The 20,860-nt window shown below is 65.9% G+C and carries 18 protein-coding genes; 7 read left to right on the forward strand and 11 right to left on the reverse strand.

The window, feature by feature from the left end; all coding sequences use genetic code 11:
• Positions 1-11: 11 nt before the first annotated feature.
• Both KSS90_RS14850 and KSS90_RS14855 read left to right on the forward strand, forming a co-directional pair.
• Positions 12-2,072, forward strand: coding sequence for a PAS domain-containing hybrid sensor histidine kinase/response regulator family protein (locus KSS90_RS14850; protein WP_225933085.1), 2,061 nt, complete (start codon positions 12-14; stop codon positions 2,070-2,072).
• 167 nt (positions 2,073-2,239) lie between these two features.
• A complete protein-coding gene (locus tag KSS90_RS14855; protein ID WP_217866167.1) occupies positions 2,240-4,333 on the forward strand; it encodes a PAS domain-containing protein in 2,094 nt (697 codons plus the stop codon).
• A 100-nt stretch (positions 4,334-4,433) separates the two neighbouring features.
• On the opposite strand, the gene KSS90_RS14860 is transcribed toward KSS90_RS14855, so the two are convergent.
• The 6 genes from KSS90_RS14860 to KSS90_RS14885 form a co-directional block, all read right to left on the reverse strand.
• Positions 4,434-5,180 (reverse strand): SDR family oxidoreductase, encoded by a 747-nt coding sequence (locus KSS90_RS14860; protein WP_217866168.1) that lies wholly within the window; start codon positions 5,178-5,180, stop codon positions 4,434-4,436.
• Positions 5,181-5,348: 168 nt separating this feature from the next.
• Entirely contained in the window at positions 5,349-6,884 is a 1,536-nt protein-coding gene (locus tag KSS90_RS14865) for a DHA2 family efflux MFS transporter permease subunit (protein ID WP_217866169.1), read from the reverse strand.
• Positions 6,881-8,074 (reverse strand): HlyD family secretion protein, encoded by a 1,194-nt coding sequence (locus KSS90_RS14870; protein WP_217866170.1) that lies wholly within the window; start codon positions 8,072-8,074, stop codon positions 6,881-6,883. Before KSS90_RS14870 ends, KSS90_RS14865 begins: the two co-directional genes overlap by 4 nt.
• 30 nt (positions 8,075-8,104) lie before the next feature.
• Complete coding sequence (locus KSS90_RS14875) at positions 8,105-8,578, reverse strand: MarR family winged helix-turn-helix transcriptional regulator (RefSeq protein ID WP_038706300.1); 474 nt, start codon at positions 8,576-8,578, stop codon at positions 8,105-8,107.
• Positions 8,579-9,069: 491 nt separating this feature from the next.
• Complete coding sequence (locus tag KSS90_RS14880; protein WP_217866171.1) at positions 9,070-10,209, reverse strand: glycerate kinase; 1,140 nt, start codon at positions 10,207-10,209, stop codon at positions 9,070-9,072.
• Positions 10,210-10,319: 110 nt separating this feature from the next.
• Entirely contained in the window at positions 10,320-11,417 is a 1,098-nt protein-coding gene (locus KSS90_RS14885; RefSeq protein ID WP_217866172.1) for a sugar diacid recognition domain-containing protein, read from the reverse strand.
• 154 nt (positions 11,418-11,571) lie between these two features.
• Between KSS90_RS14885 and KSS90_RS14890 the strand changes: the two genes are divergently transcribed.
• The gene (locus KSS90_RS14890) at positions 11,572-12,903 is read left to right on the forward strand and encodes an MFS transporter (protein WP_217866173.1); all 1,332 of its coding nucleotides are present in this window, start codon (positions 11,572-11,574) and stop codon (positions 12,901-12,903) included.
• A gap of 39 nt (positions 12,904-12,942) precedes the next feature.
• On the opposite strand, the gene KSS90_RS14895 is transcribed toward KSS90_RS14890, so the two are convergent.
• Positions 12,943-14,052: a DmpA family aminopeptidase gene (locus KSS90_RS14895; RefSeq protein ID WP_217866174.1), complete on the reverse strand. Its 1,110-nt coding sequence runs from the start codon at positions 14,050-14,052 to the stop codon at positions 12,943-12,945.
• A 17-nt stretch (positions 14,053-14,069) separates the two neighbouring features.
• Complete coding sequence (locus KSS90_RS14900; RefSeq protein WP_217866175.1) at positions 14,070-15,434, reverse strand: APC family permease; 1,365 nt, start codon at positions 15,432-15,434, stop codon at positions 14,070-14,072.
• Positions 15,435-15,615: 181 nt separating this feature from the next.
• On the opposite strand from KSS90_RS14900, the gene KSS90_RS14905 reads away from it, so the two are divergent.
• A complete protein-coding gene (locus KSS90_RS14905) occupies positions 15,616-16,413 on the forward strand; it encodes a helix-turn-helix transcriptional regulator (protein ID WP_217866176.1) in 798 nt (265 codons plus the stop codon).
• Between the two features lie 5 nt (positions 16,414-16,418).
• Here the strand turns inward: KSS90_RS14905 and KSS90_RS14910 are convergent, their stop codons facing one another.
• Positions 16,419-17,300 carry a LysR family transcriptional regulator gene (locus KSS90_RS14910; protein WP_217866177.1) on the reverse strand — a complete coding sequence of 294 codons (882 nt, stop codon included), beginning with the start codon at positions 17,298-17,300 and terminating at the stop codon, positions 16,419-16,421.
• Positions 17,301-17,423: 123 nt separating this feature from the next.
• Between KSS90_RS14910 and argC the strand changes: the two genes are divergently transcribed.
• Positions 17,424-18,353, forward strand: a complete 930-nt coding sequence (gene argC, locus KSS90_RS14915; protein WP_217866178.1) for an N-acetyl-gamma-glutamyl-phosphate reductase — start codon at positions 17,424-17,426, stop codon at positions 18,351-18,353.
• A gap of 66 nt (positions 18,354-18,419) precedes the next feature.
• Entirely contained in the window at positions 18,420-19,106 is a 687-nt protein-coding gene (locus tag KSS90_RS14920) for a GNAT family N-acetyltransferase (protein WP_217866179.1), read from the forward strand.
• An 18-nt stretch (positions 19,107-19,124) separates the two neighbouring features.
• Here KSS90_RS14920 and KSS90_RS14925 read toward each other — a convergent pair whose 3' ends face one another.
• Complete coding sequence (locus KSS90_RS14925) at positions 19,125-19,604, reverse strand: VOC family protein (RefSeq protein WP_217866180.1); 480 nt, start codon at positions 19,602-19,604, stop codon at positions 19,125-19,127.
• A gap of 103 nt (positions 19,605-19,707) precedes the next feature.
• The gene (locus KSS90_RS14930; RefSeq protein ID WP_217866181.1) at positions 19,708-20,004 is read right to left on the reverse strand and encodes a VOC family protein; all 297 of its coding nucleotides are present in this window, start codon (positions 20,002-20,004) and stop codon (positions 19,708-19,710) included.
• Between the two features lie 364 nt (positions 20,005-20,368).
• Here KSS90_RS14930 and KSS90_RS14935 point away from each other — a divergent pair, with 364 nt between their 5' ends.
• On the forward strand, positions 20,369-20,860 hold the full coding sequence (locus tag KSS90_RS14935; protein WP_217866182.1) for a GNAT family N-acetyltransferase: 492 nt from the start codon (positions 20,369-20,371) through the stop codon (positions 20,858-20,860).

Consider the following 20,860-nt stretch of genomic DNA (forward strand, 5'->3'; position numbering starts at 1 on the left):
GGTGCCTGTCCATGTCCGATGCCCCTTCCCGCGAACACTTGCTTGCGCGCATCGCCGAACTCGAAGCCCAAGTTGCCCAGCATCAGTTCGAGCGCGCCTGTTTCGCCTTGCTGCGCAGCCACATGACCGAGGGCTTTTGCGTCCTGGAAATGCTCGACGGTCCCGAGGGTGCCCTCAGTGACTACCGCTACATTCTGAACAATGCTGCCTGCGTGCATCACACCGCGCACCCCAAACACATGGGGCAGACCGTCCGCGAACTCATCCCGGACGAAGCCGATTCCTGGGTGCTGCGCTTCGCCGAGGTGGTGCGTACCGGGCAGCCGGCCCACTTCGAACAACGACTGGTCGCCACCGACCGGCATCTTTCCATTGCCGCCTACCCCCTTGGCCCACCCTGTGATCGACGGGTGGCGGTACTGTTCACCGGCATCCCAGCCAGCGACCAGATCACCAACACCCTGCTCGCAAGCGCGAGAAAACGCGCTGACGAAGCCACGACCAACAACAAGCTGCTGGGCGAGCTCGTCGACCATAGCCTGGCCAACGTGTTCGCCGCCGATCGCGACCTGCGTCTGATCGCCATCAACCGAACGGCCCGCGAGACGTTCGAGCGGCTGCACGACTTCACGCCCAAGGTAGGCGATCACATTCCCAAGATCATGGCCATGCAGCCGGAAATCATGCGCAGCCTCGAGCCGGTTTGGCCGCGCGTACTGGCAGGCGAGGCCTTCGCCCAGACCATCAGCGTCGGTACTCCCGGGACTCAGCGCCATTACGACATGCGCTACAACCCATTGATCGACGCAGAAGGACAGATCCAGGGCGGTTACCTGTTCGCCTACGACATCACGGCCCGGATCCAAGAGCAGGAACAACTGCGCCAGACCGAGGAAGCCTTGCGCCAATCGCAAAAGATGGAAGCGATCGGCCAGCTGACAGGCGGGATCGCCCATGACTTCAACAACCTTCTGGGCGGCATTCTGGGCGCGCTGGAACTGGCGGAGAAACGCCTGAATGAAGGTCGCGCCGAGGCCTGCAGACACATGCTGGGCATTGTCCAGCAGAACGCCTCGCGTGCAAGCTCGCTGGTCCAGCGCCTGCTGGCGTTCGCCCGCCAGCAGGCGCTGATGCCGCAGGCGGTGGACGTACACCACCTGGTGGCCGGCATGCATGACCTGATCCACAGTTCGATCGACAGCAACATCCTCTTCGTCGATGCGACGCTGCCCGGGCAATGGCTGGTGCGCGTCGATCCCCCGCAGCTGGAAAGCGCCCTGCTCAACCTGTGCATCAACGCCCGTGATGCCATGCTCAAAGGCGGCATGCTGCGCATTGGCTGCCAGAATTGCGCACTCGATGCGATCCAGGCCGCCAGCTTGCAGCTCGAGCCCGGCGACTACTTGAAGATCGTGGTGGAGGACACCGGCTGCGGCATGCCCGAGAACATCACCACCCGGGCCATCGAGCCGTTCTTCACCACCAAGCCGCTAGGCCAGGGCACCGGCCTGGGTCTGTCCATGGCCTATGGGCTGATACGCCAGTCCGGCGGACACCTGGATATCGACAGCACGCCGCAAGGCGGCACGCGCATCAACCTCTACCTGCCACGCAACGACAGCGCGGAACTGCTGGGTGCTTCCAGCGCTTACCCGACCGTCTCCCCAAGCCCATCCAACACCAACCGCTGCATCGTTTTGGTCGAAGACCAGCCGACGCTACGCATGGTCATCCGCGAAGTCCTCGAGGAGCGCGGGTATCGTGTGCAAACCTATGCCGAGGGTACCCGTGCCGTACAGGCGCTCAGCCAGGGGCTGCGTCCGGCCTTGATAATTGCCGATATAGGGCTGCCGGGCGCTGTCGATGGCTACCAAGTGGCCAATGCTTATCGGGAGTACGACGATGAACTGCCGGTGTTGTTCATTACCGGTTACGGCAATGACCTGGAGATCGACAGGCTCAATACCGCCACGCGGACCGCCCTGCTGCACAAGCCTTTCGAGCTGACACTCCTGACCTCACAAGTAGATCAGCTGCTCAGCGCAGCTCGCCATGGACCTGCCACGGTTTGACGCTAAACACCAGCCCGCCACTCGATCGCCACGGGGCCAGTCGAGCGATGGCAAACGAAGTTTTGCGCCAGGAGAGGAATGCAGTACCGGGGGTGCTGCCCAAACCTTTCGCGTTCGAGCAATACTCGAACACATGAAGCAACTCACACTGACAAGGAGTCCCGTCGATGTCGCTTCGCTCCCACAGCGAGAGCCATGACCAGCTGCATACCCTGCGTGAGGCGCTCGATCAGGAACGCGACCGCAATGCCTGCCTTACGCGCGAGCTTGGGCAACTACGCGAGCAAGTTCGCGAGGCCGAGCGCTATCGTTTCCTGTTCGAGACCATGGAAGAAGGCTTCTGCATCATTCAGTTCATCGCCGGCGCGGATGGCCGATGGGTCGACTACCACCACCTGATGGCCAACCCTGCCTATTGCCGTCATGCCGGCCTGCCCGATGTGGTCGGACGCACACTGCGCGAAGTCATTCCCGATGAAGCCGACATCTGGCTGGAACGCTTCGGCCATGTGGCGCGCACCGGTGAGCCGATCTACTTCGAGCACGAACTGTATGCCACCAACCGCTACCTAGGGCTGGCGGCGATTCGTGTCGAACCCGCCGAGCATCATCAGGTAGCGGTCATCTTTCGCGACGTGACTGCGCGCAAGCGCGCCGAAATGGCCTTACAAGTGCTCAATACGCAACTGGAACAACGCATCGAACAGGCGCTGGCCGAACGCAAGGTATTCGCCGACCTGATCGACGCCAGTGTCGCGTGTGTGCAGGTGGTGGACAGGCAGATGCGCTGGCAGGCCATCAATGCCGCCACCCGCGTCGAGTTCCAGCGCATCTTCGCCTTTCAGCCCGAAATCGTCGCACCATTGTCGGTTGAGTTCGCTGCCGCCACGGACGATTGCCAACGCTCATTGGCGCTGTGGCGCAGGGCACTGGCCGGGGAAGCCTTCATGACCATCGAAGCGTTCGGTCAAGGCGATGGACGGCGACACTACGAAATGCGCTTCGCCCCCTTGCTCGGTAGCGGCGACGATCCCCTTGGCGCCTATCTGTTCGCCTACGACGTCACGGAACGAATCGAGGAGCAACAACGTCTGGCGCACGCCGAGCACGCCTTGCGCCAAGCGCAGAAGATGGAAGCCGTGGGGCAGCTCACCGGCGGTGTCGCCCATGACTTCAACAACCTGCTCGGCGGCATACTCGGCGCGCTTGACCTGGCCGGGCAACGCCTGCAGCAGCAACGTCACGACGCTGTGCCCCCGCTGCTGGGCAATGCCCAGGACGCGGCGCAACGTGCCGCCTCGCTGGTACATCGTCTGCTGGCATTTTCCCGGCAACAGACCTTGCTGCCCGAGCCAACGGCGGTAACTGCGCTGGTCGACGGCATGCGTGATCTGATTGCCCGTAGTGTCGGGCCGCATATCGAGGTGTATTGCCAAAGCGACGATGACCTCTGGACGGTGCGCATCGACCCACCGCAGCTGGAAAGCGCGCTGCTCAATCTATGCATCAACGCCCGCGACGCCATCGTCGCCAGTGGCACGGTCAGCATCACCTGCCACAATGTGGCGCTCGACGAACACCAGGCCGCGCCCCTGGACCTGAGCCCCGGGCAGTACGTGCGAATCAGTGTGAGCGACACTGGGCGCGGTATGGACCCTCAGGTGCTGGCCAGGGCGGTGGATCCGTTCTTCACCACCAAACCGCTTGGCCAGGGGACCGGTCTTGGTCTCTCGATGATCTTCGGTTTCGTGCGCCAGTCCGGGGGGCAGATAAAGATCGATTCGATACTTGGGCAAGGCACATGCGTGAACCTCTACCTGCCACGTCATCACAGCGCGGCGCCGCGCATGCCTGCGCCGATTGACGCGGCTATACCCGTGCCGAGCGCTCAGGCCGCACGGCACGTTGTGGTGGTCGAGGACGAGGTGGCCATGCGGGTGGTGATCGGGGAGGTCCTGGAGGACCTGGGTCATCAGGCACAGATGTACGAAAACGGCCCCCAGGTGCTGGCGGCGCTCCAGGCGAGCACCGCACCAGACCTGCTGATCAGTGACGTTGGCTTGCCGGGCGGCCTCAATGGCCGGCAAGTGGCCGGTGCATTGCGCCTGCGCTACCCAGGTTTGAAGGTGCTGTTCGTCACCGGCTACGACGAAACGGCCGCCCTGCGCGATGGCGCCCTCGAGGAAGGCATGAGCGTGCTCACCAAACCGTTTTCCTTGAAGCAACTGGCGACGCGGGTTAACCGGATGCTGCAGGACTGAGGCATGCGAGTGTCCTGTCTCGGTACTACGTGTTCTTCTGGCGAGCGGTGTTCGGCCAAGGCGCCGCCAAAAGTGAGCAGCTTAGTTGCGAGACAGACCCCTAGCGGCCGCCACCCAGGTCGATGAAGCTGCCGGTCGAGTAGGATGCTTTGTCCGAAAGCAGCCATAGGATCGCTTCGGCCACTTCCTCAGGCTGGCCGCCACGCCCCATCGGCAGGCCAGGCTCGAGCTTGCCGACCCGATCCGGATCGCCGCTCAGGGCGTGGAACCCGGTGTGGATGTACCCAGGCCGCACGCCATTGACACGTACCCCCTCGCCCGCCACTTCCTTGGCCAGGCCGAGGGTGAAGGTATCCAGCGCGCCCTTGGACGCGGCGTAGTCGACATACTCGTTGGGCGAACCCAAACGCGCGGCCACCGACGACACATTGACGATCGCCCCGCCCTGCCCGCCATGCCGTCGGGCCATGCGCAGCAAGGCATGCTTGGCGCACAGCATCGGCCCGACCACGTTGGTCTTCATCACCTTGAGCAGGCGAAACTCGGACATCTCCTCGACCCGGCTCTGCTGGCCGATGGTGCCGGCATTGTTGACCAGCGCGGTGACTGGCCCGAGCTCCTGGTCGACGCACTGGAACAGCCGCACCACTTCGTCCTCGACGCTGGCGTCGGCGCGCACCGCGATGGCCTCGGCCCCCAGCGCGCGGACCTGCGCCAGCATCGCCTCGGCGGCCTGGTCATCAGCGTGGTAGTTGATGCAGATGCGGTAACCCTGTTGCGCCGCCAGCAACGCGGTGGCGGCGCCGATGCCCCGGCTGGCGCCGGTAATGACGATGACCTTGTCCATGAGCCTGCCAAGTAGTCTGGAAAAGACCTTCAAGACTAGGGGAAATACCATCATTTGAAAACCTGGCTTGGCCTCATCGCTGGCAAGCCAGCTCCCACAGAAAAGCAGCAGGCATGCACAATCGCTGTGGGAGCCGGCTTGCCGGCGATGCGCTGACTAGCGCCGGGATCAATGCCCCGCCGACGCCGGCCCAGCCTTGGCCGTGAACGGTGGTTTGGCCAGCCACACCAACAGGATCAACCCGGCGAACACCCAGGTCAGCAAGGTGAAGTAGTCCACCGTCGACATCATGTACGCCTGGCTGTTGAGGATCTGCTCCAGCTTCGCGTAGTTCTGCGGGCTGGCTCCGCCCAGTTGTTCCAGGGTCTGGCGGGTGGCCGGCTCGAAGGTGCTGATGTGCTCGCTCAGATAAGCATGGTGCTGGTCGGCCCGACGGATCCAGATCCAGGTGGTCAGCGACGCGGCGAAACTGCCACCCAGGGTGCGCAGGAACGTCGCCAGCCCCGAGCCGTCGGCGATCTGGTGCGGTGGCAGGTCCGACAGCAGGATGCTCAGGGTCGGCATGAAGAACAGCGCCACGCCGATGCCCATGAACAGCTGCACCAAAGCGATATGCAGGAAGTCCACCTCGTTGGTGAAACCGGCGCGCATGTAGCAGCTGGTGCCGATTGCCAGAAAGGCGATACCGGCCAGCAGGCGCAGGTCGAAACGGTGCGCGTACTTGCCCACGAACGGCGACATCAGCACCGGCAACAGGCCGATCGGCGCCACCGCCAGGCCCGCCCAGGTGGCGGTGTAGCCCATCTGGGTCTGCAGCCATTGCGGCAGGATCAGGTTGATGCCGAAGAACCCCGCGTAGCCGCCCACCAGCACCAGGGTGCCGATGCGGAAGTTGCGGTGCACGAACAGGCGCAGGTTGACCACCGGGTGGCGGTCGGTCAGCTCCCAGATGACGAACACCGCCAGGAACACCACCGAGATCAGCGTGCCGATGACGATGAACGACGACTCGAACCAGTCCAGGTCGTTGCCCTTGTCGAGCACCACCTGCAAGGCGCCGACACCGACGATCAGGGTCAGCAGGCCGATGTAGTCCATGGGCTGGCGGCTGGTGACCACCGGTCGCGTGCGCATCTGCTGGCGCACCACGGCGGCGGCGAACAGGCCGATCGGCACGTTGATGAAGAAGATCCACGGCCAACTGTAGCTGTCGGTGATCCAGCCGCCGAGGATCGGCCCGGCAATCGGCGCGACCACCGTGACCATCGCCAGCAACGCCAGGGCCATCCCCCGTTTCGCTGGAGGGTACACGGCAATCAGCAGGGTCTGGGTCATCGGGTACAACGGGCCGGCTACTACGCCCTGGAGCACACGGAAGAACACCAGCTCGGGCATCGACTGGGCGATACCGCAGAGGAACGACGCCAGTACGAACAGCAGCGTGGCCCAGATGAACAGCTTCACTTCGCCGAAGCGCCGGCTCAGCCAGCCGGTCAGTGGCAGGGCGATGGCGTTGCTCACCGCGAACGAGGTGATCACCCAGGTGCCCTGCTCCGAGCTCACCCCGAGGTTGCCGGAAATGGTCGGCAACGCCACGTTGGCGATGGTGGTGTCGAGCACCTGCATGAACGTCGCCAGGGACAGCCCGATCGTGGTCAGCAGCAGGCTCGGCGGGGTGAACTGCGCGGGGGCCGCCTGGCTCATCGCTGGGCCGTCTTGCCGGTGGCGCTGTTCTCGTGGATCAGCCGGGCGATCAGGTCATCGGCCTCGACCAGCTGGCGGTCGTACACCTCGGTGGTATAGCTGGCCTGCTGCGGCGGTTGCTGGGCCAGCGCCGGACCGCTCTGGTCGTGCAGGTCGACTTCGGCGACGGTGGACAGGCCGATGCGCAGCGGGTGGGTCTTCAACTGTTCGGGGGCCAGATGGATACGTACCGGTACTCGCTGGACGATCTTGATCCAGTTGCCGGTGGCGTTCTGCGCCGGCAACAGGGCAAAGGCGCTGCCGGTGCCGGCGCCGAGGCTGTCGACGGTGCCGGAGTAGGTCACTTCGCTGCCGTACAGGTCGGCGGTGATTTCCACCGGCTGGCCGATGCGCATGTCGCGCAGCTGGGTTTCCTTGAAGTTGGCGTCGACCCACACCTCGTCCAGCGGAATCACCGCCATGGTCGCGGTGCCCGGCTGCAGGCGCTGGCCCAGTTGCACGGTGCGCTTGGCGACATAGCCGGTGACCGGCGCCACCAGCGTGGTGCGGGCATGGTCCAGGTAGGCCTGGCGCAGGTCGGCGGCGGCGGCCATCACTTCCGGGTGCGACGAGACCACCGTGTCGTCGACCAGCGCGGTGCTGGTGTTGAGTTGCTGGCGGGCACTGTTGACGGCGGCCTGGGCCACGGTCAGGTCATCGCGGGAGTGGGCGACTTCCTCGGCGGCGATGGCACCGCTGTCGGCCAACACCTTGCGTCGGTTGTAGTCCTGCTGGGCCTTCTGCAGCTCGGCCTGGCGGGTCTGCAATTGCGCCTTGAGCGAATCGACATTGCTGTACAGCCCGCGCACCTGGCGCACGGTACGCGCCAGCTTGGCCTCGGCGGCCTGCAGGGCAACTTCGCTGTCGGCTGGATCGAAACGCAGCAGCACCTGGCCGGCATGCACCAGGTCGCCGTCGTCGGCGCCGATGCTGGTGACGGTGCCAGTGACCAGCGGGGTGATTTCCACGACGTTGCCATTGACGTAGGCGTCATCGGTGCTTTCGTGCCAGCGCCCGACCAGGCTGTACCAGGCCCAGGTGCCGGCACCGGCGAGGATCAGGATCAGCAACAGGGCCAGCAGCCAGGCCTTGCGCTTGCCCGAGTTGTCAGGCTCAGGGGCCGGGGTGGAGGTGTCAGCGGGAGTGGCCATGACAATACCTTGGAAAATACGTGACTGGGATCAACGGTCGCCGAAACGGCGGATCGTCAGGGGGTCGCCGGCGCTGAGCAGGACTTTGGCGAGCAGTTGCTCGAGGGTCTTGAGTTCCTCGGGCTGCAGCACGCCGACCAATTCGTTCATTGCCGCCGCGCCGACCTGGGGCAGGCGGTCGGCCAGGCGCTGGCCGTCGGCGGTCAGCGCCAGGCGCACCTGGCGGCGGTCGTCGGGGCAGCGGTTGCGCAGGATCAAGCCCTTCTGCTCGAGGCGGTCGAGCATGCGGGTCATCGAACCGCTGTCCAGGCCCAGGTAACGGCACAGTTCGGCCGGGGTATCGACCTGGTACTGGGTGACGATGATCAGCACCTTGAACTGGGCGGCCGTGACGCCATCGGCTTCGAGGTGCCAGTCGAGGATGCGGTCCTTGAGCAGCGCGGCGCGGCCAAGCAGCATGCCGATGGCACAGGTCTGGAAATTTTCCGGGGTGAAATGGGACATCGGCGGCCTGCTCGGGTAATTGTGTGGAAATATTACTGCTTAGGCAGTGAATGTCAAAGCCTTGATTAGGAGGCTAAATAAATATTTATCGGGAGGGGGTGGAAGCGTCAGCGCTTGCTGTGTGGAGTCGGGCTGTTGCGTATTCATGAAAGGAGCGCCGCCTGAGGCGGGATGCTCGACGTTAGAGTTGCAGTGCCTGTCAGATCGAGCGCCGCCCGCGCGGCGCATCGCGGATGAATCCGCTCCTACACTTGTTGCAACGTACCGAACCTGTCAGGCCATGGTTGCCAGCCTTGGCGCAAGGCTTGAGACAGGTGGGGCAGCAGCAATGCCCACCGAAAAATCGCGTCGAGCAACAAGGCTATCAACCATGGCCTATCAGGCATGGCCACGTTGCAAAAGATGTAGGAGCGGATTCATCCGCGATGCGCCGCGCGGGCGGCGCTCGATCTGACAGGCGCTGCAAGCGTTGAGACGAACACCCGAAGCCGTCAGCCTTGGCGCGCCAATTGCCACAACCGCGCCACATCCGCGGCCCGCGCCTTGAGCAACGCCCCCGCCTCGGCACAGGCCTGCTCCAAACTCATCGGCCCGCTGGCCAGAGCGAAGGCCGCATCGATGCCCTGCCCATACAGTTGCTCGTAGCCCGCACCGAGCGTGCCCGCCAGCACCACCACCGGCACGCCGTGACGCTTGGCCACCCGCGCCACCCCGAGGGGCGTCTTGCCGCGCAGGGTCTGGGCGTCGAAGCGCCCTTCGCCGGTAATCACCAGATCCGCGCCCTGCACCAGGGCGTCGAGCCCGGCCAGCTCGGCGACCACCTCGACCCCCGGGCGGAACTGCGCGCCCATGAACGCCTTGGCCGCGAACCCCATCCCGCCGGCCGCACCGCTGCCAGGCTCGTCACGCACATCCTTGCCCAGCACACCCGCGCAATGATCGGCGAAGTGCGCCAGGGCCTGGTCCAGGGCCTGAACCTGCTCGGGGTTGGCACCCTTCTGCGGGCCGAAGATCGCCGAGGCGCCATTGGCGCCGCACAGTGGATTATCGACATCTGCGGCAACATCCACCCGCACCTGCGCCAGGCGTGGGTCAAGGCTGCTGGCGTCGATGCGCGCCAGTTGCGCCAGGGCTAGCCCGCCCTCGGCCAATGGCTCGCCCCCGACATCCAGCAGGCGCAGGCCCAACGCACGCAGCATGCCGCTGCCGCCGTCGTTGGTGGCGCTGCCGCCGATGGCCAGCACAATCCGCGAAGCGCCGGCCGCCAGCGCCGCGGCGATCAACTCGCCGGTGCCCCAGGTGCTGCTACGGCACGCGTCGCGCCGCCCGTTAGGTACCAGCTGGATGCCACTGGCCTGGGCCATCTCGATCACCGCCGTGCGGCTCTCGGCCAGCCATCCCCACGCGGCCTCGACGGGCTCGCCCAGCGGGCCACGTACCACCTGACGGCGCAGTTCGCCCTGGCTGGCGGCGACGATCGCCTCCATGGTGCCTTCACCGCCATCGGCCATCGGGCATTCGATGCGCTCGCAGGCCGGCCACACCTCGGCCAGGCCGGTGGCGATGGCGCGGGCGACACCGGCTGCGTCGAGGCTGTCCTTGAACGAATCGGGGGCGATGACGATTTTCATGGGATTCTCCTGTCCTGTTCCGCGCATGCTGACAGGTGCGCGGTGCACTGGCCTCGGTCGGATGCACAAAACCCAGGGGCGGTTGTTTGGGCGAATGCCTTTGCCAGCCGTCAGTCCGCCGGCAACAGCTGCAACCCCAGGTACAAGCTCAGCATCCCCTCCATGCGCAACGGATCCACCTCCCCCACCTCGGCAATGCGCTCCAGCCGGTAGCGCAAACTGTTGCGGTGTATTCCCAGCGCCTCGGCGCAGGCCTGGCTCTGCCCGTCATGGGCGCACCAGGCGCGCAGGGTGAGCAGCAACTGCCCGCTGGCGTCCTTGGCGCGAATGCGCTGCAAGGGTTCGAGCAGCTCGTCCAGCGCATCGTCGTTGCGGTGGCGCCACAGCAGCGCCGGCAGGCGATAGCGGGCCAGGCTCAGCAGGCGCTCGTCGGGCAGCACCTCACGACCGTAGGCCAAGAGGTCGCGCACCCGCCGGTAACTGCGGCGCAGTTGCTCCAGGCTCTGCGCCGGGCTGCCCAAGGCCAGGCGCTCGACGTCCCAATCATGGCGTTGCAGGCGTTCGAGCAGGCGCGGCTCGTCCAGCGGCACGCCAGCTGGCCGGCACCATAGCAGCGACTGCCGCGCAGGGCTGACACACCAGCTGTCCGGGTAGCGGCTCATCAGCCAGGCCGAGAGCGCCTCGGCAGGCGGGCCGCCGCGCAACTCGAACAGGCAGGCAATGCGTGGCAGGTTCGGTTTGAGCCCCAGTTGCCGGGCTTCATCGACCAGCCGCGGCGAGTCACCGCTGCCGCCCAGCAACAGTGCCAGCAGGTCGTCGCAGCGCTGGCGCCGCCACTGCTGCTCCACCTGCAGGTGGCGCTGGGCCAGGAGCATCTCGGCGGTCATGCGCACCAGCTCGGCGTAGGTGCGCAGTTGCTGAGGATCGCCGGTGAGGCCGAGCACGCCGATCAGCCGGCCATCGAGCATCAATGGCAAATTGACGCCGGGCTGCACGCCCTTGAGGCACTTGGCCGCCTCCACGTCCAGCTCGACGATGCGCCCGTTGGCCAGCACCAGCTGCGCGCCTTCGTGGCGGGTATTGATGCGCTCGGCCTCGCCACTGCCCAGGATCAGCCCCTGGCTGTCCATCACGTTGACGTTGCACGGCAGGATGGCCATCGCCCGGTCGACGATGTCCTGGGCCAGGTCGTGGTCCAGCTCGAACATTTAAGAATCCTTCGGCTTTGGTCGGGGGCACAGCAGTCCCTACCTGAAGCTGTGCAAAAGCACAAAGACAGCCGCGCTACACTGCCCGAGACTTTTCCAGGCGAGCGCCGGCACAGGCGACGCGGTGACAACCATAACAACAGAGAACCCGATCATGGCACACAGCCCCGCCCCTGACCAAGGCAACGAGATCACCCGCAATGCGCTCTACCGGCGCATCACCCTGCGGCTGATCCCGTTCATTTTCATCTGCTACCTGTTCAACTACCTCGACCGCGTCAATGTCGGCTTCGCCAAGCTGCAGATGCTCGATGCACTGAAATTCAGCGAAACCGTGTACGGCCTCGGCGCCGGCATCTTCTTCATCGGCTACGTGCTCTGCGGCCTGCCCAGCAACCTGGCGCTCAACCGCTTCGGGCCGCGACGCTGGATCGCGCTGATGATGATCGCCTGGGGCAGCCTGTCCACCTGCCTGCTGTTCGTCACCACCCCCACCGAGTTCTACACCCTGCGCCTGTTGACCGGCGCCGCCGAAGCGGGCTTCTTTCCGGGCGTGGTGCTTTACCTCTCGCGCTGGTTCCCGGCGGACCGTCGCGGCCGCATCATGGCCTTGTTCATGTCGGCGATCCCGGTGTCCGGGCTGCTGGGCGGGCCGTTCTCCGGCTGGATCCTCGACCACTTCGCCGCCGGCCAGCACGGCCTGGCCGGCTGGCAGTGGATGTTCCTGATCCAGGGCTTGCCCACCGTCGCGCTGGGCGCGCTGGCCATCGTGCTGCTCAGCGACGGCTACCAGAGCGCCCGCTGGCTGAGCCCGGCTGAACGCCAGCTGATCGAGGCGGACCTGAAAGCCGACGCCGCCGGCAAGCCGGCCACCCGCGGCGACAGCGTGCTGTCGGTGCTGGGCAACCCGCTGATCTGGACTTTCGGTTTCGTCTACTTCTGCATCCAGAGCGGTGTCTATGCCATCAACTTCTGGCTGCCGTCGATCATCAAGAACATGGGCTTCGACAGCCCCCTGCTGATCGGCTGGCTCAGCGCCATCCCGTACCTGCTGGCCGGTGTGTTCATGATTGTCGTCGGCCGCTCGGCGGACCTGCGCAACGAACGCCGCTGGCACCTCGTGGTACCGATGCTGATGGGGGCGCTGGGCCTGCTGATCGCGGTGAACTTCGCCGCCCACCCGAGCATCGCCATCCTCGGCCTGTCCATCGCCACCATGGGTGCGCTGACCGGCCTGCCGATGTTCTGGCCGATGCCGACCGCGCTGCTCACCGCCGGCACCGCCGTGGCGGGCCTGGCGATCATCAACTCGGTGGGGCAGATGGCCGGCTTCCTCAGCCCCTACCTGGTGGGTTTCATCAAGGACCAGACCGGCTCGACCGATGCGGCGTTGTATGCGCTGGCCGGGCTGATCGTGGTCGGTAGCCTGGTGGCCTTGCGCGTTTCGCGCAGCACCAGCAGCGCCCTGGCAGGCGTTCGCCAGTAAGTGCCGACGAGGCCATCGCGGGCCAGCCCCGCGATGGCCTTAGCTGCGCGGTTTCCAGCCAGCTTCATGCAATGCCGTCAGCAAGGTATCCCCATCCAGCGCCGGCACCACCACCCCTCCCTTGCCCTGCATCGTACGCCCCGCCAGCAAGGCATTGACGATTGCCTCCTCCACCGCTTCCGCCGCCGCCATGAACAACGCCGAAATATGGTCGTTGTTGAGCATGCGCAACTCGGTGCATTGTTCCAGCCCTTTGCGTGCGTAGTCCGCCGGCGGCAGATTCTGGTTACCGGTGGAGAACGCCAGGAAGATATCGCCGCTGGAGTCCTCGGTGCCGCCACCGGTGCGGGCGATGCCGATCGACGCGCGCTGGGCCAGGCGCTGGCACTGGTGTGGCAGCAGCGGCGCGTCGGTGGCGATCACCACCACGATCGAGCCCATGCCCGGGGTGCCGGTCACAGGCTCGGCGAAAGGCGACGGCAAATGCCCCAGTTGGCGCCCGACCGGGTAACCGTCCACCCGTAGCTCGCGCCGCTGGCCATGGTTGGCCTGGACCAGCGCGCCGACGGTCCAGCCGCCCTGCCCGTCCTCCAGGCGCCGCGAGGCCGTGCCGATGCCGCCCTTGAACTCGTGGCAGATCATCCCCGTGCCACCGCCCACCGGTCCTTCCTGCACCGGCCCCGAGATGGCCGCCTCCTGTGCCTGGCGCACCTGCGCCGGGGTCACGTGCTGGCCCCAGATGTCATTGAGCAAGCCATCGTAGGTCTCCATGACCACCGGCATGCACCAGTACACCGCTTCGTCCGGCAGGCGCTCGCGCTCGGCGGCGATCAGCGCATCGCGCACCACGCCGACACTGTGGGTATTGGTGATGGCGATCGGCGTGGTCAGCAGGCCGGCCTCGCGGATCCACTCCAGGCCCGTGGCGTCGCCGTTGCCGTTGAGCACGTGACAGCCGGCGAAACAGGGTTGCTGGCGGGCCGCGCCTGCGCGGGGCTCGATCAGCGTCACTCCGGTGCGGATCGGCGCCGCGCGTTGTTCGTCGATCAGGGTGCTGTGGCCGACCCGCACCCCTGGTACGTCGGTAATGGCATTGAACGGGCCCGGGGTGCCGTGGCCGAGGGTGATGCCCAGTTGACGCGCACGCATGTGTACTCCTTGGATACTCACAATTTCTGGAAGGTCGGGCTGAGCCGACCGTGGGTGCTGTACAGCGTCACCGACACGGCCAGCAGCCCGAGGATGATCAACAGGTCGCGCAGGGACGCCTCGCGCAGCAGGGTCACCAGCAGCCAGCCGGCACCGCTGACTGCCAGCAGCGCCGGCAAAGGCCACAGCGGCATGCGGTACGGATGCTCGCGGTCGCGGCGCAGTACCCGGCTGCACAGGGCGCATGCGGCCACCACCAGGTAGATCAGCAGCAACAGCAGCACGGTGAACGAGGTCAGCTCCTCCAGGCTGCCGGACAGGCTCAGCAAGGCCGACGGCACGGCGAGGAACAGCGTGGCCAGCCACGGCGACTCCCAGCGCGGGTGGATCAGGGTGAAGGCGCGGTTGAGCGTGGGCGTCCAGATCGCATCGCGCCCGCTGCTGTACACCACCCGACCGACCTGGATGACGATGGCCACGATGGCGTTGAACACCGAGAGGAAGATCCCCGCGCTGACCAGCCGCGCCAGGGTCTCGTTGCCATGGGCAGTCAGCAGGTAGCCGATCGGATCGCCGCTGGCCAGCATCGCCTGCAGCGACGGCGCGCCGATCAACAGCGCGGCCAACGGGATCACCTCGATCGCCACCACCACCGCCAGCGACCACAGCACCGCCCGATGCACGGTGCGCCCACGGTCCTTCATGTCTTCGGCCAGCAGCACCGCGCCACCATAACCATTGAAGGCGAACAGCGCCATGCCCACCGCGCCCAGCACCAGTGCCCAGGGCGCCGCCGTCAGCCCTCCTTGCTCGAGCATCTGCGGCTGCAACAGGCTCGCCGCTGGTTGGCTGGCATTGCCGAACCCCAGGATCACGATCACCAGCAGTGCGGCGACCTCGCAGAACAGGAACACCCCTGTGATCCAGGCATTCAGGCGGATATTGAGGATACCCAGGGCATAGCTCGACACCACGATCACCAAGGCCACGGTCTGGGTATCGAAACGCGTGCCCAGGGCATTGTTCAGGTAGGTGGCGGCGCCACCTGCGAGCACCGGCGGAATGAACAGCATCGAGGCCAGCACGGTGAGGAAAGTGGCATAGCCCGCCAGCCCGCCGAACACGCGCTTGGCGTACACATACTCGCCGCCGGCGGAGCTGTGGGCGCGCCCCAGTTCGGCGTAGCACCAGGCGAACATCAACGCCAGCGCACCGGCCATGATGAACGACAGGAACGCACCACTGCCGGCCTGCTGGATGGCGAACGGGGCAATGACGAACACGGAACTGGCCGGGGTCACCGCGGAAACGGTGATGGCGACCACGTCGAACACACCCAGGCGCTGCTTGAGCGCGCTTGCGGGCTCTTCGCTGGAGCTCATGGCGTTTTTCCTCTGATTGTTATTGGTTGTGAGGGGAAAACCGGTCGCGCGGCCGCTGGACCTGGGCCGGACTGTAGGCCTGGGCAAGCCTTTGGCCAATTACCCTTAGGGGGTACGCCCCTTGACGGGGCGGTGCAAAGCTCTGAACACTGCGGGCCTACCACCAGCCGCGGCGGGCACCATGCACCATCTATTCACCGAAGCCAGCGCCCATGCCGGCCTTGCCCGCACCGTCGAGCAGATCGGCCAGCCGCGCTTCTGGCGCCAATTGATCCTGCTGCTGCAGCAGTGGCTGGCGTTCGACAACGCCCTGGCGATGTTCTACCCCCGCGCCGGGCTGCCGCGGGCACTGGAAATTTTCGACGCGCGGGGTGAAGGCAACCCCGAGGCCATGGCCCTGTACCTGAGTGGCCTGTATCAGCTCGACCCGTTCTACCAGGCCTGCCAGGAGCGTATCGGCGATGGCCTGCACCGCCTGGAAGAAGTGGCGCCGGACCAGTTCCGCCAGAGCGAGTACTACCTCAAGTACTTTCACGACCATGTCCTCGAAGACGAGGTGCAGTTCATCGTCCAGCTCGGCGACAGCGGCGCCCTGTCCCTGTCGCTGGGCCGCCGCGAACGCTTCGACAGCGCCAGCCACGGCCTGCTGGCGCTGGTCTGTCCGTGGGTGGTCGCGCTGATGTCCCAGCACTGGCTGCAGCAGAGCCTGCGCCCCACGCCAGTGGCGGGCATGGCCCACCAGGTGCGCGACGCCATGAGCCTGTTCGGCGCCAAGGTGCTGTCTGAGCGCGAGCTGGAGATTGCCCGGCTTATCCTGCGCGGTTATTCATCGAAAGCCATGGCCGAGCGCCTGGCCATCTCACCGGAGACCATCAAGGTGCATCGCCGGCACCTGTACGCCAAGCTGGACATCTCGTCGCAGCCGGAGCTGTTCTCATTGTTTCTGCAATCGCTGGGGCATGATCCGCAAGACCCTTGAACAAGTTACTGGCGCAACCGCCCCAGTGCCTCCAGCACATGCCCGGTTGCCCGCTCCACTTCGCCTTCACGACAGGCAATCCCTAGCTGGCGCCACAAGCCAGGCCGCAATGGCCGTTGGGCGATGCGCGCCTGTGGCTGGCGCACCTCGCCTTCCTGCGGCAGCAAGGTGGCCCCGTAACCGGCGGCCACCAGGCTCTTGATCGCATCGTTGTAGTTCAGCTCGATGCGCGGTTCGGGGTACAACCCCGCTGCGGCAAACCATTCCGAGGTCACCCGCGACAGCTGGGTGGTGCTGTCGTTGAGGATCAACGCCCGGCTGGCCAGCCAGGCCGGGGTTACCCGCGCCGGCGGCTGCCAGTCGACGGGCACGTAGGCCATGATCGGATCGCGCCGCCACGGCGTGATCCTCAAGCCCTTGCCCGCCACCTGCGGCAGCGCCACCAGGCCGATGTCCAAGGTGCCTTCACGCAGACGCGCCAGGGAGGCCTGGGAGGTGAGCACCTGCACCTGCACGTCGATCCCCGGATGATCCACCCGCAGGGTTTCCAGGGCCTGGGGCAACAGGTGGGCGATGGCGCCGGTCGAGGCGCCGAGGCGCACCCGGCCGGTCAGGCCCTCGACCTGGCGGCGCACCTCGTCCAGCGCCTGGTCGGCATCGGCCAGCAGGCGCCGGGCGCGGGCCAGCAGCGTCGCGCCGATGGCCGTGGGGCGAACCTGGCCGCGTGTGCGGGTGAGCAATGGCGCACCGATGCGGGCCTCCAGTTCGGCCACATGCAAGCTTATGGTCGGTGGCGCCAGGTTGAGTTGGCGGGCGGCCTGCGCGAAGGAAGCGCAGTCGGCGATCACTACCAGGGTGCGCAGGCGGTCGAGGCTGATTTCTCGCATGGGATCTCTACAGGAGCGGCAATCAATTCAGAATTTCTGAACGTGGCCATCATTATATTCAAATTTTCTTTCGTCCAGCGAGCGGCGAGGATTAGCCATCACTCTCTTCACCGGACAATCGACATGCACCTCCCCCTCGTCTTCATCGATGGCGACCAAGGCACCACCGGCCTGCAGATCCACGCCCGCCTGCAAGGCCGCGACGACCTGCGCCTGCTAACCCTGCCCGAGGCCGAGCGCAAAGACCCGGCACGCCGCAGCGAGGCGATCAACAGCGCCGACATCGCCCTGCTCTGCCTGCCCGACGACGCCGCCCGCGAGGCCGTGGCCACCCTGCGCAATCCGGCGGTGCGGGTGATCGACGCCAGCTCCGCGCACCGTACCGCGCCGGGCTGGGTCTATGGCCTGCCAGAGCTCAATGCAGAGCAGGCCGAGCGCATTGCCAAGGCCACCCGGGTCAGCAACCCCGGTTGCTACCCTACCGGCGCCATCGCCCTGCTACATCCGCTGGTCAAGGCCGGCCTGCTGCCCGCCGATTACCCGCTGAGCATCCATGCCATTTCCGGCTACTCCGGGGGTGGCCGGGCCGCGGTCGAGCGCCATGAACGGCGCAGCGACGATTACCTGCCGACGCTGCAGCTGTACGGCCTGGAACTGGCCCACAAGCATGTGCCGGAAATCCAGCGCCACGCCGGGCTCAGCGCACGACCAGTGTTCGTCCCCGGCTATGGCGACTACCGCCAGGGCATCGTGCTGAGCATCCCCCTGCAGCTGCGCCTGCTGCCCGGGGTCAGCGCCGAGCAGCTGCAGGCCTGCCTGGAACAACACTACCAAGGTGCCCGGCACGTGCAGGTAATGCCCCTGCACCAGCACGGCGCGGCGGCGGCGCTCGACCCGCAGGCGCTGAACGACAGCAATGACCTGCGCCTGGCCCTGTACGCCAACCCCGAGCACGGCCAGGTGCTGCTGACCGCGGTGTTCGACAACCTGGGCAAGGGCGCTTCGGGCGCTGCCGTGCAGAACCTCGACCTGATGCTGGCTGGGCTGCGCTAACCGGGTAGAATGGACACCCGCCTCGCCCGGGGCGGGTGTTTCAATCCTGCCGGAGCCCAACCCGCGATGTTCATCCTCCGCCGCCTCGACGGTGTGCCGCCCGAATCCTTCCAGAACCAGATCCGCCAGCTGGTGATCGACCATGTCGGCCAGCTCAGCAGCGTTGCCATCAGCCGGGACAACCCGCTGTACCCGCTGTACCAGTACGGTGTCGGCCTGGAGGTACACCAGTATTTGATGGCGCTGGACGGTACCCGCGGCTTGCGGGTCGAACTGACCCTGGCCCTGGATGCCGACGCACCAGACCAGTTGCTCGGCTTTGCCCTGGTACTGCCGGCCCAGGACAATCCGCAAGCCTGCGCCCTGGCATACCTCGCCGTCGACGCCAGCCACCGCCGTCAAGGCATCGCCCGTGGCCTGCTGGATGCCGTGCGGGAGCGCTATGCCTGTGTAGAACTCAACGCATTCCCCCAGCAGGTGCCCTGGTTCGAGAACATGAGCCTGCAGGTGGTCGCCAGCGCCGGGCCACAAGTGCTGATGAGCAGCACCGGCAAGGCCAGCGGCGCACTGATCGGGCGGCTGGACATCGCGCCGATCTACCAGACCGTAGAGGTGCGGCAGATCCACGCCTACCTGCTCAAGCAGCAGGGCGAGGCGGCGATGGTCGAGGCCGAACGGCTACGCGATGCGAACCTGGACGCGCTGACGGAGCAGGCGCGGGCCTGCGTCAAGGAACGCAAGCGGGTACATTGAGGCCACCCGCCCTCGCCCTCAACCCTTGATGGCTTTCTCGATGGCGGCGATATCGATCCTGCCCATCTGCAGCATCGCCTCGAACGCCCGCTTCGCCACGGTGCGGTCGGGGCTGGCGACAGCCTCGGTCAGTATTCGCGGGCTGATCTGCCAGGACAGCCCCCATTTGTCCTTGCACCAGCCGCAGACACTTTCACTGCCGCCATTGCCGACGATGGCGTCCCAGTAGCGGTCGGTCTCTGCCTGGCTGTCGGTCGCCACCTGGAACGAGAACGCCTCGTTGTGGCTGAACGCTTTGCCGCCGTTCAGGCCGATGCAGGGAACCCCCATCACGCTGAACTCGACAGTGATCACGTCGCCCGCCTTGCCCGAGGGATAGTCGGCAGGTGCCCTGTGGACAGCGGTCACTCGGCTGTCGGGAAAGGTGCGGGCGTAGAAGTTCGCCGCCTCCTCCGCGTCGTTGTCGTACCACAGGCAAACAGTATTCTTGGCGGTCATGGGTACTCTCCAAGGGCTGGGCTCACTGCCGTCGAGTCTAGCCCTCGGATCCACCCGCCCCAGGCAAGCGCGATCAACGGCTGGCCCGTCAGCTCCCCCTGGCTCAGGAGGCGACGCGTTCGGCTTGCACGGCCTCAATGTGGCGCTGGCTGAATGCCAGGTAGTAGCCGTTGCAGTCGCGCACGCCGAACTCGCACGAGCCATAGGTCGTGTCCTGCAATGGCCAGGCGATGTCCGCCTGCTCACGGACTTTGGCGTAGTAACCCTCGACGTCCTCGATCACCAGGTAGAAGGTGCCGGCATAGGTCCTGCTCGGTGAAGAGCAGGCCTCCAGGTGCCCGCCGCAACCCTTACAACGCCTGTAAGATCGAGCGCCGCCCGCGCGGCGCATCGCTGGCAAGCCAGCTCCCACATTTATTTCGGGCCAGTTATGCCTGCGCCGCTGCGGCTGTACGCCTTGTGGGTACGACACGGTCTCAGCGTGGGCACCACTGGCGTCCCACTCGTCTCAAGTCATGCACCAGGGCGGACAGTGACAACTTCACAGGACAGACTGGCCCGAAACAGATGTGGGAGCTGGCTTGCCAGCGATGCGCCGCGTGGGCGGCGCTCGATTTCATAGGCGCAGAAGCCCTCGTGGCGAACACTTTGAAATAAACACAGACAGCAACGAAGGTGCTGTATCCCGGGTTTGCTCGCCATCTGTATCTAACGGCAATTGTCCGCCACGCCTAGGATCGAAGCCTGTAACCAAGGGAGCTGCCATGAACGAACTGCCAACCACCAGCGACTTTCCCGGGCTGGTCCTGCGCCGCTTGCTGCCGGGCGACCAGACCATGGTCTGCGCCCATCGCGAGGCCATGTTCCTGGAGGCCGGTGGCGACCCTCTGCGCCTGCAAACCATGACCGAACACTTCCGGCCCTGGCTGCAACCGCGCCTGGCCGATGGGCGCTACTACGGTTTCGTGCTGCTGGAAGACGAGCAGCCGGTGGCGGCCATCGGCCTGATGTCGATCGACTGGCCGCCACACCCGGCGCATCCCACTCACGACCAGCGCGGCTATGTGCTCAATGTCTATGTGGAGCCTTCCCATCGCCGCCGGGGACTGGCTTCGAAACTGATGCGCCTGGCCGAGGCCGAGTTCACCCGGCGCGGCCTGGGCTTTGCCGTCCTGCATGCCACCGAGGTGGGCCGCCCGGTCTATGCCGGCCTAGGCTGGGCGCCGACCGCGGAAATGGCCAAGCACCTCGACTGA

The organism is Pseudomonas maumuensis (genome assembly GCF_019139675.1).
GTDB lineage: Bacteria > Pseudomonadota > Gammaproteobacteria > Pseudomonadales > Pseudomonadaceae > Aquipseudomonas > Aquipseudomonas maumuensis.